The sequence below is a fragment of the Varibaculum timonense genome (genome assembly GCF_027694345.1).
GTDB lineage: Bacteria > Actinomycetota > Actinomycetes > Actinomycetales > Actinomycetaceae > Varibaculum > Varibaculum timonense_A.
The window spans coordinates 31165-45179 of sequence record NZ_JAQEVU010000004.1 but is presented as its reverse complement, the minus strand read 5'-3'; the positions used below and the strand labels follow the sequence as shown (position 1 = coordinate 45179).

Annotated in this window: 13 protein-coding genes; 6 read left to right on the top strand and 7 right to left on the bottom strand. The window is 50.7% G+C overall.

The window, feature by feature from the left end; genetic code table 11:
- The first annotated feature begins 79 nt into the window (after positions 1–79).
- The gene (locus tag PG728_RS04215; protein WP_270626011.1) at positions 80–739 is read left to right on the top strand and encodes a DedA family protein; all 660 of its coding nucleotides are present in this window, start codon (positions 80–82) and stop codon (positions 737–739) included.
- 42 nt (positions 740–781) lie between these two features.
- Here PG728_RS04215 and PG728_RS04210 read toward each other — a convergent pair whose 3' ends face one another.
- The 3 genes from PG728_RS04210 to purB all read right to left on the bottom strand — a co-directional run bounded on the left by PG728_RS04210 (position 782) and on the right by purB (position 4201).
- Entirely contained in the window at positions 782–1054 is a 273-nt protein-coding gene (locus PG728_RS04210) for a heavy-metal-associated domain-containing protein (RefSeq protein WP_270626010.1), read from the bottom strand.
- Between the two features lie 190 nt (positions 1055–1244).
- Positions 1245–2534 (bottom strand): hypothetical protein, encoded by a 1290-nt coding sequence (locus tag PG728_RS04205; RefSeq protein WP_270626009.1) that lies wholly within the window; start codon positions 2532–2534, stop codon positions 1245–1247.
- 236 nt (positions 2535–2770) lie between these two features.
- Positions 2771–4201, bottom strand: a complete 1431-nt coding sequence (gene purB / locus PG728_RS04200; RefSeq protein ID WP_270626008.1) for an adenylosuccinate lyase — start codon at positions 4199–4201, stop codon at positions 2771–2773.
- Positions 4202–4286: 85 nt separating this feature from the next.
- On the opposite strand from purB, the gene hisC reads away from it, so the two are divergent.
- Entirely contained in the window at positions 4287–5342 is a 1056-nt protein-coding gene (gene hisC, locus PG728_RS04195; RefSeq protein ID WP_270626007.1) for a histidinol-phosphate transaminase, read from the top strand.
- Positions 5343–5473: 131 nt separating this feature from the next.
- On the opposite strand, the gene PG728_RS04190 is transcribed toward hisC, so the two are convergent.
- From PG728_RS04190 to hemL, 3 genes are all read right to left on the bottom strand, one after another.
- The gene (locus PG728_RS04190; protein WP_270626006.1) at positions 5474–6190 is read right to left on the bottom strand and encodes a hypothetical protein; all 717 of its coding nucleotides are present in this window, start codon (positions 6188–6190) and stop codon (positions 5474–5476) included.
- Positions 6191–7726: a hypothetical protein gene (locus PG728_RS04185; protein ID WP_270626005.1), complete on the bottom strand. Its 1536-nt coding sequence runs from the start codon at positions 7724–7726 to the stop codon at positions 6191–6193.
- Between the two features lie 158 nt (positions 7727–7884).
- A complete protein-coding gene (hemL, locus tag PG728_RS04180) occupies positions 7885–9303 on the bottom strand; it encodes a glutamate-1-semialdehyde 2,1-aminomutase (RefSeq protein WP_270626004.1) in 1419 nt (472 codons plus the stop codon).
- A 149-nt stretch (positions 9304–9452) separates the two neighbouring features.
- Here hemL and PG728_RS04175 point away from each other — a divergent pair, with 149 nt between their 5' ends.
- From PG728_RS04175 to PG728_RS04165, 3 genes are read left to right on the top strand one after another with little or no spacing between them, the layout of a single operon-like run.
- Positions 9453–9665 (top strand): DUF4244 domain-containing protein, encoded by a 213-nt coding sequence (locus PG728_RS04175; protein ID WP_072510443.1) that lies wholly within the window; start codon positions 9453–9455, stop codon positions 9663–9665.
- 1 nt (position 9666) lies between these two features.
- A complete protein-coding gene (locus tag PG728_RS04170; protein ID WP_270626003.1) occupies positions 9667–10071 on the top strand; it encodes a TadE/TadG family type IV pilus assembly protein in 405 nt (134 codons plus the stop codon).
- A complete protein-coding gene (locus tag PG728_RS04165) occupies positions 10068–10439 on the top strand; it encodes an Rv3654c family TadE-like protein (protein WP_270626002.1) in 372 nt (123 codons plus the stop codon). Before PG728_RS04170 ends, PG728_RS04165 begins: the two co-directional genes overlap by 4 nt.
- A 165-nt stretch (positions 10440–10604) precedes the next feature.
- Here PG728_RS04165 and PG728_RS04160 read toward each other — a convergent pair whose 3' ends face one another.
- The gene (locus PG728_RS04160) at positions 10605–12941 is read right to left on the bottom strand and encodes a DEAD/DEAH box helicase (protein ID WP_270626001.1); all 2337 of its coding nucleotides are present in this window, start codon (positions 12939–12941) and stop codon (positions 10605–10607) included.
- Between the two features lie 96 nt (positions 12942–13037).
- Between PG728_RS04160 and PG728_RS04155 the strand changes: the two genes are divergently transcribed.
- The gene (locus PG728_RS04155; protein WP_270626000.1) at positions 13038–13952 is read left to right on the top strand and encodes a phosphatase PAP2 family protein; all 915 of its coding nucleotides are present in this window, start codon (positions 13038–13040) and stop codon (positions 13950–13952) included.
- Positions 13953–14015: the final 63 nt, after the last annotated feature.

Sequence of the window (14015 nt, the reverse complement as noted above, 5' to 3'; positions counted from 1 at the left end):
AAGGCTGCGCCTGGCGTACCAGGGCGTTAAAGGACTCATTTAGAATTAAAGAAGATAAGGTTTAGCCTCAGGAGGATGCATGGTTGCGGCACTACAAACAGCGGGGATATTCGATTACCTAACTGATCCCAATCTTTTGCTAAATACTCTTTTAGCCCAGCTGGGAGGCTGGATGGTGGTGGCAGTGGCCCTCATCGTATTCATCGAATCTGGGGTGTTATTTCCGGTATTGCCTGGCGATTCCATGATTTTTGCCTTAGGGATATTGCATAACCGAATCCCTTCCGTTCCGGAATGGCTTACTTTCCTAGTGCTTTTTGTCGCGGCTATCAGCGGTAATCTCGTAGGTTATTGGTTAGGTCGAAAATATGGCAGACGCCTGTTCAAAGACGGTGCCCGCTATTTATCTACCGAAAATATGCATAAATCTGAGGATTTCTTTCGCCGCTACGGCGGGGTAGCGCTGGTTCTGGCGCGTTTCGTGCCTTTTGTGCGCACCTTTGTTCCAATTATTGCCGGGATTGGGAAACAGCATTTCCGAACCTTCCTAATCTGGAACATGATAGGCGCGGCGCTTTGGATTGGGGCTTTCATGGTGGCAGGGGTGCTTTTGGGAGATATTCCCCTGGTTGCCAATAATGTGGAGCTGATTGCGATTGCCATCGTGGCGATTTCCGTGCTGCCGATGGTGATTAGCTTTATTAAGGCTCGGGCAACTAAAAAAACAGCCGATAAATAGGGATAGAAGGCGGTTTCCGCTGTTGGGGTCTGTCCCTTAACTTTATTGATTGCGTTCGATAGCTACGACGCTGTAACCGGCTTCTTTAATGGTTTCCCGGATGCACTCATCATCAATTTCGTAATCGGTGAGGATTGTGACCTGGCTGGGTTTGTCGCTGCGTAATAGCACCGATACTCTTTTAACATTGTCCAAATTGCTAAGAGCACGAGTGACGCGTTCTACGCATTTATCGCAAGTCATTCCGGTAACTAAAATATCGATGGTGCGATCAATGGCTTTTTGTCCTGGTCGTTTAGCTGGGAAGAACCGCATAATAGCCTCTTTTTCTCTAGGTATGCTCTGCTTGAATTGTAGTGCTTTAGCGGGGCTTTGTAATGGTTTCCCGAATTAATACCCAAAATAGAATCGGTAATGAAGATAGTAATACGGGGCAGGAGATTGAGGGAATCTCCTGCCCCGTACCTAACCAGTTAGAAGCCGTTAAGGCCAGTTCCCAGTGGACTTAACCGTTCATTAGTGACCTGGTTAGGGCAATGGCGCCACCTGCGCCGATTAACCCAAGTACTGCAATCGCGGCGATTGTTCCCAGTCCACCCATGCGATTAACAACGCTGGGATTGCTGGTCGTCTTGGCGGCTGCAGGCGCGGAGGGCGCTGCCTTGGGTTGTTCTACTCCCTGAACTTGACTGGCGGTCCCGTTGCCAGTTGAGCCACTCACGCTACCAGACCCCTCTTGAGTAGGCTGCGCGGTGCTGTTCGAGGTAGTAGAAGAAGAATCCGTACTGCTTGCGTTATTTCCGGATGAAGTATTGCTGGAAGTATTCCTGGGAGCTTCCCGATAACGAATCGGACCGGGCACAGTTACCGTGCGGGTATTTTCCCGAGTCTGAATGATGGTTCGGGTAGGAGCCGGTTGAGTGCGGTTTTGAGTAGCTGCACTTTGGGCAGCGGAGCTGCTCTGAGACGGTTTAGTTTGGGTGCTCTGGGAATCGCGAGTGCTCGGTGCTTTCGGTGAAGGGGAAAGCTGGGGAGTACTCGGTTCCAGTGTCGGAGAATCGGGAACTTCCGGAGGGTTAGGATCGGATGGTTCCGTGGAGGGGTCGGTAGTAGGCGGAGGGGTGGGACGAGAATCTAGAAGTTTGAAGTCCCCAGCTTGGGGTGCGGTGAACTGGTGGAGAGTCAAGCGCGGATTGAACTCTTGTTTTACCGCTGTCGGGTCGATAACCAGCTTCTTGATTTCCACGTATTTGTCGAAAACGTTATTTTCAAGCACGGTGGAAAAGTCGTAGTCACACCCGGCGTTTACCCTTAATGCTCCGTATAGTTCGTCATCAAGTTGTACCAAAAGCCAGCCGTAAGTCTTCTTTACGTTGTCGTTAAAGTGGTAGCTTCCTGCTAAACCGAAACCGGTATTTACTACCGCTTCTCGAATAAAACGATAGTTTGCGTTCGCCGCGGCATCAAAGGTGTACATATAGCCGCCAGCGTTAGGATTTTTGTAGCTACCGGCGGTAGCGAAGGGACTGTTTTCAGAGTCAGAGATGGTTAAGAACCAATCTTTCCCAGCGGGCAGCTTCTTGATGCTTACATTCTCGTGCCCAAGCTGATCAGTGCCGATGCAACCAGTCAGAAACTTTGGAGTGTTAGCTACCGAAGTGGTTACGCCGTCTTTGTTTGCCACTGGCTGCTCTTGTAGGTTGTTAGCCGCTGAGGCTGCTAAGAGACCGGCAGGAATTAGTGCCGCTGCGCACATCCCAGATACTAGGGTCTTTGCGAAGTTATTAAGTCTCATTTTTCAATCCCTCATCTGTCGCGGAGCCTTAAGTGGGAACGCTCCAATAAATGATGACAGTCCCAATCTTACCGCATGGTCACTAAAAAGCCAGCTGATAATTGTCTAATCTAGGTGAGATACGCCACATACACCTGTAACCAGGAAAAATGCTAAAAACATATCCCTAAAAATCCGACATTTTCGCAAGAAAAGCTAAATCTCGTTTACTTACCACCTGGTAAGTTTTTGTTATATTAGATGTTCCCTACCGCCAGTTCGCTAGCGTAACCAATATAATTATCGGGCCGCAGAGCCAACAGGCGTGCCTGCGCGTCCTCAGACAGACCTAAGGAAACCACAAAATCTCTCATTGTCGCTTCATCAACCCGGTTATCCCGAGTAAGTTCCTTTAACCGCTCGTAAGGGTTATCCATACCGGCAGTGCCAGCTAATCCCTCTACCCGCATTACCTGCTGCACGGCCTCGCCCAAAACTTCCCAGTTCTGATCGAGGTCACGTTTCATAACCTGGTCAGCTACGTCCAACCCGCGAAGCCCGCCCGCTAGGTTGTTTAGGGCAAGGAGAGAATGCCCAATCGCAACCCCAATATTGCGTTGAGTAGAAGAATCAGTTAAATCCCGTTGTAAACGGGAAGTAACTAACGTCGCGGACAACGTCTCTAGTAGGGCAGATGAAATCTCTAGATTAGCTTCCGCGTTCTCAAAACGAATCGGGTTTACCTTATGGGGCATAGTAGAAGAGCCGGTCGAGCCTTGCCCGGCTAGGTTCTGATGGAAGTAACCCATCGAAATATAGCTCCAACAATCGGTAGCCAAATTATGCATAATCCGATTTGCCCGACTGATATCGCTATAAAGCTCACTTTGCCAATCATGAGACTCAATCTGGGTAGTAAGTGGATTCCACTGTAGCCCCAGGTGCTCGACGAATGCCTTAGCAAGAAGCGGCCAGTTAGCAGAGGGAATCCCGACCTGATGAGCAGCCCAAGTCCCAGTAGCGCCGTTTATCTTCCCCAGATATTCCGTGTTTTCAATCCGGCGAATCTGGCGGCGCAAACGATGAGCAAAAACTGCAATCTCTTTACCTAAAGTAACCGGAGTAGCAGGCTGACCGTGAGTATGTGCCAACATGGGAACATCAGCTGCGCTGCCGGCCAGCTCGTCAAGTTGTTCTACCAGGCTAAGCAGTTGAGGAAGCCAAACATCGCTAACTGCGCCCTTAATGCAAATCCCGTAGGACAGGTTGTTAATATCTTCAGAAGTGCAAAAAATGTGCACTGCCGCTAGATAGCGAGGCAAATCGGTGTTGGCAATCTGCTCACCTGCCCGGCGCAAGCGCTCTTGCAGGAAATACTCCACCGCTTTCACATCGTGTCTAGTTTCCGCCTCAATGCGTTTAAGTTCGCTAACCTCTTCGCTGCCAAAGCTAGCAACTAGCTCTCTCAGGTAGCGTTTTTCGTCCTCGTTAAAAGGCGTAACCCCTGTCAATATCTGGTTCTCGGCTAAGAAAATCAGCCACTCGACCTCTACCAGTAGCCGAGCTCGGTTTAGAGCCGGTTCAGACAGGTAGTTGGTGAGCGCTGCCACCTGCGAGCGGTAGCGTCCATCGAGTGGACCTAGAGCAATATCGGATTTAGCGAAATCAAAACAGTTATCAAAGCGCATCTGCATATCTCCTATTATGCACGCATTCTGGCATACAATCTGGGACGAGGGCGCAAGGAGAATTAAAAAAGAGCAAACTTAGAATATGAGCCAGGTGAAATTTCGCGAGGTACTAGCTAAGCTTCCTGCCTATGTTGCCGGGAAAGGCGACGGTCATAAAACCGTGAAGCTGTCCAGTAATGAGCTGCCCTTTTTGACCGCACCGCAAATAATTCAGGCTGGGCAATGGGCTCTTAAAGATGCGAATCGCTATCCCAGTGCCACCGGAGCTGGTCTGGTAGAAAAACTCGCATCACGCTATCAGCTTCCAAACAATCAGGTGGTGGTAGGGCCTGGTTCTATCCAGGTTCTCGCGAATGCTCTAACTGCCGTGGCACAAAGCGGAAAAAACGTGGTTTACGGGTGGCGTTCCTTTGAGGCCTACCCGATTCTAGTGGGGATAACTGGAGCTTCCTCGCGGCAGATTCCCTTGACCGCTCAGGGCAGACACGACCTAGATGCGATGAAAGCAGCGGTGGACGGCGATACTGCGGCGGTTATTCTTTGTAGCCCCAATAACCCAACGGGAACTTCCCTGACCGAAAAAGAAGTCCGGGATTTTCTAGCCGAGATTCCCCCATCGGTGCTGGTGGTATTAGATGAGGCCTATTTTGAGTTCGATACCTTAAAAGGTCACGTTGATGGGGCTCGACTGCTCGCTGAGTTTTCTAATCTGTTAGTGCTGCGCACCTTTTCTAAAGCCTACGGCCTGGCCGGTCTGCGTTGCGGTTATGGTTTAGCCAGTCAGGAAATAGCTCAGGCAATCCAAAAAGTTTCCACTCCGTTTGCTTTGAGCGCGGTAGCTGAGGCCTGTGCAGTGGCGGCGCTTGCGGGCGAAGAAAAGATGCACTGCCAGGTACAAGAGATAATTCAAGAACGTGAGCGGTTAATTAGCCGCCTGCGCGAGACGGGATGGAATATCCAAGATTCGGGTGGGAACTTTATTTGGTTTCCCGGCAAGGTGAGTAAGCAGATACTTGCGGTTGCCTTAGCGCAGGGGATACAAACGCGCGGCTTTCCCGAGGGCGTGCGGGTTACCATTGGTTCGCGACAGGAAAATAATCAATTCTTGGCGGCAATCAGTCAGGTCGAACCAGGTTAGTAGCAGAGGTATTTAGCTGCGGTATCGAGGCTGGTAGCCGCGTAGTTATAAACTCTGATTTATCTGCTGTGTTCGCGTGGCTCATTAAGAGAGTTGCCGGTGTACGGCGTTAATGTTCTCGCCAGAGGGGGTTAGTCGCGAGCAAGCAGATGGCGGTAATCCCAAAATAAATCACGCCGCCAGTCGGCAACCGCCGGGTTTACCGCTATCACATGAGGGAAGTCTTGCTGAAGTTTTTCACTAAGTTCAGGAGGGATTTCATGGGGCATGGCTAAGGAATCAACCAGGAAAAGTACCGGCCAAGTACCCGGCTTGAAACCGTAAAAATTGGCGCTTAAGGCAAGGAATCCCAGTCCCTTAGGTAGGGGCAACGCAGAGTTAATACTTTCAAGAAGTTTTTGGTGCGAGGGCGAGCAGGTGGTTACTTCCAAAGATTCTGAAGCGATTGCCGTTAAAGCGTCCTCAGTGGGAATCCCTGCTACCAGTTCATTTAAGCGTGAAATGTTGTGTGCTTCTAGGGTAATTTCATGTTTTCCGCCAGGATTTAATCGCGCGCCCAAATGATTTAACCCTTTTTGAGACAGGTCTTTTAGATGCTCACTTATTAGAGCGCCGATAGCTTTTTTAGTTCCGGTGGCTCGTAGCTGAGTCGAGTACACCAGTAAAAACTGAGAATCGTTTTCTACGATAGTTTGCCCACTGCTATAGACCGGGTAGGTGGCGAGGGCGCGCAGTAGCGGTTCGAGGCGACCGGTAGCTATCGTCATGTAAATGGCTTCATCAAGGGGCTGGTCTTTTTCGTGTTTTAAACGGTAATCGCGCCAGCGTGAACGTAAAAATCTGTTCATTTAAGGATGTAGACGCGAGTAAATAACTAATCCGACTCCAAAGAACCCGGCGGAACCTAAACCTAGGACAAAGACCGCTAGAGATGAGCTGCTAATCCACTGTTTAACAGCGGCATCGGTAGAACCGCTGGCAGCATGGAATTTCGGAGGATTAATTAAGCTGGAGATGCTGCTATTGTTATCAGCGCTAGAAGCATCGGGAGCTTGGGAGTCGGTAGCTTCCTGTGAATTTGAGGTGCTAGAAGAACCGGAGCCCGAGGGCGCATAACCAGGGGAAAGCGGGAAACCTTTGGAATGGTTCGGGACGCTGGCCCCTAAACGGGATTGCGGATAAAGCGCGGCGATTAAATCTGTTCCCGTGGATTGTCTGCCGTTTTGACCCTGTAATCTAGCGGAGCTAGCAGAAGTAGAGGAGGCAAGATTCCTGTTACCGGAGTTCTGTCCGGATTGGGAAGGCAATCCGCCCTCACCGGGATTGCGAGGTGCAGTGGGGTGAGAGTCTGTGCCCGGATTTGTTGAGCCCCCTGGATTACTTGAAGGATGTTGCGGAGAGGTGGGTTCGCTTGAGGGAGCCGGGGAATCAGTTCCGGGACTGGGATTGCTGGGGTCTCGGGTGCCTGTGGGATTATCGGGGTTACCCGGAGTTGCCGGCTTGTCAGTAGAACCAGTGGAAGGCTTCGTGGAGGGGTCGGTCGAGGGGTCTGTACTGGGGTCAGTAGAAGGCTCGGTGGAAGGGTCGGTAGTGGGATCAGTAGTAGGACGAACTGCGTCCTCTATCTGGGAAGGTATTACCGCTTCTTTTCCAACGATAAAAGTGTAATCAAGGTAGGAGACGTACTGATTAGATGGCATATATTTATTCGTAGTCGTTGCCTTGATGCTTAGGGTGTAAAAGCCGGGCTCGGAGAAACTAAAAGACTGTGAGTATTCCTCTTGGCTTTTAATAGCAGGAAAAGCGTAAGGAGTTGCAAGCGTTCCAGCTTCAATATCTTTACTTTGAATACTTAGTGAAGCTGTGTTCGTGTAAAAACTAGCTTTGGTGACTTCGAAAGTAGTCGTGTAAGTCTTGCGTATTTTACTTGTTTTCCAAAGTAGGGTTGAGGCTTGCGGGTCAGACTTAAACAGAGCCCCATAGAAAATTTCGGCATTAATCGGGGTTGCTTGCTGTTTTGACTTTACACGTACGCAAGCAGCAAGTTTATCTTTAGATTGAACTTTACTGGGATCGATAAATATCCCGGTATCGTTAAACTTCGTGGATTGCGCCATCCCCAGGTAAGTCGATTTCTTTTCAGTAGAATACCCCAGATAGATAGGGGTGTTACCGAGTGAATGATTCTCTAATTGATCACCATTTGGGCAATGCTGTTTAGCCCAGTCATCCAAGTTCGTAGCTTGTTTAGCAGATGATGAAGTGGTGGGAGTTGGGCTAGTGGTCGCCTGGGCGAGGGAAGCAGAATAAAAGCCAACGCATAGCGGCGCTGCCGCCACGAACGCTGTGGCAGCAAAACTGCTGACTTTACGCAGAAGGCTCATAGTTAATCGGAACTTTCCTACCCAACCGATATTTACACTCTTAGTATAGCACAAGATTAAAGATTAGCGATAGAAATTTAATGGAGTTTAGGGATTATTTAATTTCACCCTGCGATAATGGTGTCTCGATTAAAAACTGCCCATAAAAAAGTCTTAACCTAACGGTCATCATCTTCAGCATCGCGGGCGGCTTCCATAGCAGACGGTAACGCCGATAAAATCCGTCCAACTGCCCGATCATCGTGAGCGGCCGAAACAAACCAGGCTTCAAAACCAGAAGGCGGTAACGCGATATTTTGTTCTTCCATAGCGTGGAAGAAAGCGCGGTAACGGAAAGTCTCTTGCGCGTTAGCCTGTTCGAAATTGTGTACTCCGTGTTCTGCGGGTTGTTGCCCAAAAAATACCGAGAACAACGAGCCAGCACGGTTCACTTTTAGCGCCACCTCTGCCTGCTCAGCTTCTTGTTCAATGGCACGCGAAATCACATCTGCTACAGCCGCAGTGCGCGCATATACGGCGTGGTCGGCGAGCTCCAGAGTTTTTAATCCAGCTGCGGTTGCCAAAGGATTACCCGAAAGGGTACCCGCCTGATAAACCGGTCCCAGCGGAGAAAGGTGTTCCATAATTTCACGCGATCCGCCTAAAGCTGCCAGCGGCATCCCTCCCCCAATCACCTTGCCGAAAGTGAAAATATCAGGAATAAAATCTAAGTTTTTAAGTTGTTGGATATGCCAAGCTGCGCGTGCGTCCTCATCGGAAAAATCAGGAAGCTTAGCTGGTAAATCAACCCAATAATCATTTTGCAATCCCCAATATCCGCTAGGTCCAACCCGAAAACCGGTGAGAACCTCATCGGTAATCATTAACGCACCATATTTTCTGGTGAGGGCGCGAATGTGCTGGTTAAATCCGGGTAGTGGGGGTACTACCCCCATATTGGCGGGGGAAGACTCACAGATAACTGCCGCGATTTGTTCGCCCTTAAGCTCGAAAGTCTCGGTGAGGGCATCAAAATCGTTATATGGCACAACTATAGTTTCGCTAGCTACCGCGGCGGTTACTCCCGCCGAGCCGGGAAGCCCTTGGGTTGCAACCCCCGAACCGGCAGCCGCAAGTAGACCATCGGAGTGACCGTGATAGCAACCCGCGAACTTTACAATCAGGTCGCGTCCGGTAACTCCCCGCGCCAAGCGAATCGCGGTCATAGTGGCTTCCGTACCGGTAGAAACCATTCTTACCTGCTCGCAAGAGGGCATCCGGGCAGTGATAGCTTGCGCTAGTTTTGTTTCCGCAACCGTAGGGGCTCCAAAAGATAAACCTTTAACGGCACAATCTTGAACTGCCTGTACCACCTGGGGACAAGAATGCCCCAGCAGAGCCGGCCCCCAAGAGCACACCAAATCCACAAAAGTATTGCCCTCTTCATCGCGCACATACGGGCCAAAGGCTTCTTTAATGAAATGGGGAGTTCCTCCCACGGATCCGTAGGCGCGAACGGGAGAGTTTACCCCGCCGGGAATCATCTCGCGTGCCTGGGCAAATAGTTCTTTATCGGATTGGTTTGCTTGCTTACTCATGCGCCTATTATCGCTCACAAGTCCCCAAAGGGTGATAATCACCGGCTGTGCTTAAACAATTATTTGAACTTCGCTTAAATATCTAAATCCCTGGCATCGTGGTTTTAACCGCAGACCGATAGCGGTCTGGGGAGGAAGAAAGGGGAGAAATGAAAGATTTAGCGTTGCGCATATTGGCTTGGGCGCAAACTCGGCAAGCGGTGGAGCGACTGCGAAACGAAGAGGACGGAATGACTACCGCAGAATATGCAATCGGAACCTTAGCTGCGGCCGCTTTTGCCGCTTTATTAATGGCTGTAATTAAGGGAGGGGGGATAAAAAGCGCTTTAACTGCGATTATTAAACAGGCGCTCTCGATTTAAAGTGAATAAATTAGTTCAGAAGCATCTGTGGTCGGCGCAGCAAAAGCAGTGGCTGCGCCGACTATGGCAACTTTGCCTAGCTAGTGAGGGTGGCTATGCCACGGTAGAGACTGCACTTACGCTTCCCGCACTGCTGGCGGTGGTGGCTCTCGCCTTAGGGGTATCAGCCGCTGGAGCAGCGAAAGTACAGGCGTGTGACGTGGCGCGCGTGGCAGCGCGCGCCGAAAGTATCGGCACGCCTTATAGGGCGGGAAATACGGTGTCAGTAACCGTGGATAGTTCCGACAAATGGGTAAAGGTTACTGCCCGGAAACATTTAGTTGGACAGGCAAAACTATTACCGGCACTAACTTGTAGTGCCAGCGCTCTTAAAGAACCAGAACTTGCTATGGGGATTGAACGGTGAAAAAGACTCCGAGTAACTCTAGAGCTCTAGAGGAAGGTTCCGCCACCATTTGGGCAGTGGGATTTATATGTTTACTGGTGGCATTAGTGGCAGGAATCGCGGTATTGAATGGAGCATTGGCAGCGAAAGCCCGTGCCCAAACAGGTGCCGATTTTGCGGCTTTAGCTGCCGCCAGCGCCCACTTTTATGGCAGTGAAACCTCCCCTTGCGTCCTAGCTGAACAAGTTGCACATCAAAATCAAGTTGCTTTAGATTCCTGTGAACTGGGCGAAAAGGACGTGCGAGTACAGGTGAGCGTTAGCGCCCTTTCCAACTGGCAGGTCTCGGCACATTCTAGAGCCGGTCCGGTGAAATATAACTGGCATTAGCCACTAACGGCGCATACCTTGTAAATGCGGACAGTAATAGCGGTTATAAGTCGTTATTTAGCGGGCGGCAAGCAGGGGATTGGCGGGAAATAGCCCTAAATCAGGGCGCAGCTAGATGAGATTTCTAGGCAGCAAAAGGTTGTGACCCCAGAAAAACTCTCCTGGTTAGCTGATGGTTTCATAAAAGCTCTCGCGCAGGTACTCCAGAAGGTCGCGAGCCCCTGATTTAGAAAGCATTTCGTTGCCATTGCCGCATTTAGGCGAATGAATACACCGAGGACACCCCTGGGTGCAGGAACACTGCGCGACCTGTTGATAGGTTAAATCCAGCCAGGAGGATAACTGATGAAACCCGTGGCGCGAAAAACCAGCTCCCCCCAAAGTGCCATCATAGATAAACACTGTTGGCAGGCCTGTCTGTAGGTGTTGCGTCAGTGAAAGTCCCCCCAAATCCCAACGGTCACAGGTCGCGACCAGGGGAAGCATTCCAATCAGGGCGTGTTCACCGGCATGTAAAGCCCCTGCCAACAATTGCTGATCATCAAAATGTAAGTGCTTAATAACCTCTTCATTCAAGGTGAAATAAGTGCCGGTAGTTTGAAACGCCCGGGTAGGGCAGTCCAATTGGAAAGTCGCCTGATATACGTGCCGGGGCAGACGCAGCAAATCAAAAGAGGTAACTGTGGTTTGAACCTCTATACGTCCATAATGCCAGCTGATACCCGCAGGAACACTAAGCGGATCTGCTTGCTCAGAAAGTATTGAAATGCTGGTGTCAGTATTTGGGCGAGTTCGCAGATTCTTTGGCCCCGCAACTACCTCCGCTACGTCCTCTTCACGCCGTAAAACCTGCCAAACACGCCCTTGATGCACATAAATAGCGTCCGGATGTAAGACGCTATCTGCGCGTTTGCTATCAACCGTGCCCAGTACTTGCGCGCTCTGGGACTCAATAATCTGAACCTGTCCACTCTCGCCGCGGATTCTAACTTTTTCCCAAGGGGAAAACGGCTTGGTGATGTCAAAACAAAGTCCCCCGGGTCTAGCTATCAGTAATCCTTGTTCAAGTAGTTCCTTGGTCACCTGTTCGCTTGCTTGCCCAAATAGGTCAGCATCTTTACTGGTTAAAGGGCTCTCGGCGGCTGCGCATAAAAGCTGAGGAGCCAGTACAAACGGATTTTCGGTATCGAAAACTATAGTTTCTACCGGGCGGAAAATCTCTTCTGGATGGTGAGCCAAAAAGTCATCAAGGGGATTATCTGAAACCACAAAAATACCGATACCATCTTTACCAGCCCGCCCAGCTCTGCCTATTTGCTGAAAGAAACTGGCGCGCGTGCCCGGCCATGAGCAGGTAACAGTGCAGTCAAGACCGGAAATATCAATCCCCAGCTCCAAGGCAGATGTTGCCGACAATCCTTGCAGCTTCCCGCTGCGTAAATCCTTTTCTAGCTGGCGGCGCTCTTCAGGTAAATAGCCGCCACGATAGGCAGCAACTTTCGGCATCAAAAGAGGGTTACGGGTACTTAAATGGTCGCGCGCAAGTTGAGCTATAGTTTCCACCCCCTGCCGAGATGGCGCAAAAGTGATTACTCGCCCTCCGCAATTTACTAGCTCCGCCATTAGGCGAGCACTCTCCCAGATAGCAGGAAAACGTGGCTGATTTTCCTCATCTTCTACGGGGATTTTCCCTGGCTGCCACACCAATACCGTCCGGCTTCCCGAGCCGGAAGTGTCGCGGTCAATGACCCGCAGGGTACGCCCTCCTCCTAAAAGATTACGTCCGTGAACTGCCGGATTGGCGGTAGTTGCCGATAGCAGCGCAAAAGTTGGCTGCGCATGATACAGGCGGGCGAGGCGGCGCAAGCGCCGCAAAATCAAGGCTACGTTAGCGCCTAATACGCCCCGATAATAGTGAGCCTCATCAATAATCACCAGGGACAGACCGCGCAGGAACGGTCGCCAAAGCTGGTGTGAGCGCAAAATAGCAAAATGTAAATAATCGGGGTTAGTGAGCACAATATCGGCGTGAGTGCGTGCCCACTTTTTCACCGGGGAAGAAGAATCGCCATCTACTGGCGCAATCTGCAAATCTAGATTTGCTTGCCCATTCCACTGGGTTAAAGTAGTTGCCTGGTCGCGGGCAAGTGCCTTGGTGGGCGCAATATAAAGAGCCGTAGACGAGACGTTATCGAGACAACTGTCGCCTGGGTTAGCGCCTTCGCGCCGCGCCAAGAACGCCAGCCAGGCGGCTAAAGATTTGCCCGATCCTGTTCCGGTAGTAAGGATTACGTCCCCACCCTCATGTAGAGTGTTTGCGCAGGTTGCCTGATGTTCCCATAGTTTTTCTATCCTATTTTGAACAAAACTATGGTGCAGGTTTTCGCTAACCCAAGGTGGCCAAGGAGCAAAACTGGCTCTTTGAGCGGGCAGGGTCTTTTCATGCAGTAACTGTTCAACGTTTAAGGAACGCAAGTGCGCTAACAAATCCGAGATAGCCACCAGCGCCTCCTTTTACTGCAAGATAGTTGGATAACATTCGTTGGTAGGTACTTGCTGATTGTAGAAATCTAGCAGGTGACAAAATAAGGTTAAACCATGAATAGCAGGTCGGAAAGTAATCTAACGCCAGGTTATGTGCGTCGTTTTTCAGCATCCTGTGCCGCCGCAATGTTGTTAGTGCTCTGTTATTTCATATTTGTTTGCACTCGCACCGGTCAGGTAGTGGACACTTTGACGATGTTTACCCTCTCCGATTTGAACGCTTCTTTCGCTTCCTGGGATCAGGTGTTACTGCGGGAGTGGTACTGGTTTATTTTGGCGCCTTTAATCGCGGCTGCGGTAATAGTAGCACTGTTCAGGCGGCGTTTCGCGTTAGGGGTACGAATGTTGATAATGGTGGTGGCGGCGACAGTTACTACCCAGGTGCTTAAACATATGCTGCTTTCTCGTCCGGCGCTAGGGGTCACCTACTATATGACTAACTCTTTCCCCTCTGGTCACACTACGGCGGCGGGGGCTGCTGCCGTAGCTTTGGTAATGGTTTCGGCTTCTAAGTGGCGCGAGCTGGCTACCTACCTGTCGGCGCTAGTGTTGTTCCTGGTGGCGCTGGCGGTGATTGTGGCGCGTTGGCATCGCCCCTCGGATGTTTTCGCCGCAATTTGTGTGGTTACAGTTTTTGCGCTCCTACTTTCACCGCTTGAGCTTGGTGATGAACGTGGTCAGCGGGCATTGGGGCGAGGACGAATCTTGACTGTGCTGGCAGCGGTAGTAGCTCTGCTGGGGGTAGTAATAGTCAGCCACTGTTATTTCAGGCTTACCTCGGGGCAAGGCTACTTCACGGCGGGTACGGTTACCAGCGATTTGAGTCGCCTGGCTGCCTCGCGCCACCCGCTCGCTCTCGCCCTGAGTGCAGGAACGGTGCTCGCCCTGCTGGGAGTCTGCTGGATTTTTGTTTTTGAAGTGGCGAGGGCGGGGTTGCGACCTGTGAAAAACCCCTCCTCTACCGCCTAGGGCTTTATACCTAAACCGTTTGTGCAGGTAGATGAAAGTCGTATTCTAAAATGCTGCCTTCAT

Bases quoted from the DNA above. Each gene is read 5' to 3' on its own strand.
- PG728_RS04215 (WP_270626011.1), top strand. From the start codon at position 80: ATGGTTGCGGCACTACAAACAGCGGGGATATTCGATTACCTAACTGAT.
- PG728_RS04210 (WP_270626010.1), bottom strand. From the start codon at position 1,054: ATGCGGTTCTTCCCAGCTAAACGACCAGGACAAAAAGCCATTGATCGC.
- PG728_RS04205 (WP_270626009.1), bottom strand. From the start codon at position 2,534: ATGAGACTTAATAACTTCGCAAAGACCCTAGTATCTGGGATGTGCGCA.
- purB (WP_270626008.1), bottom strand. From the start codon at position 4,201: ATGCGCTTTGATAACTGTTTTGATTTCGCTAAATCCGATATTGCTCTA.
- hisC (WP_270626007.1), top strand. From the start codon at position 4,287: ATGAGCCAGGTGAAATTTCGCGAGGTACTAGCTAAGCTTCCTGCCTAT.
- PG728_RS04190 (WP_270626006.1), bottom strand. From the start codon at position 6,190: ATGAACAGATTTTTACGTTCACGCTGGCGCGATTACCGTTTAAAACAC.
- PG728_RS04185 (WP_270626005.1), bottom strand. From the start codon at position 7,726: ATGAGCCTTCTGCGTAAAGTCAGCAGTTTTGCTGCCACAGCGTTCGTG.
- hemL (WP_270626004.1), bottom strand. From the start codon at position 9,303: ATGAGTAAGCAAGCAAACCAATCCGATAAAGAACTATTTGCCCAGGCA.
- PG728_RS04175 (WP_072510443.1), top strand. From the start codon at position 9,453: ATGAAAGATTTAGCGTTGCGCATATTGGCTTGGGCGCAAACTCGGCAA.
- PG728_RS04155 (WP_270626000.1), top strand. From the start codon at position 13,038: ATGAATAGCAGGTCGGAAAGTAATCTAACGCCAGGTTATGTGCGTCGT.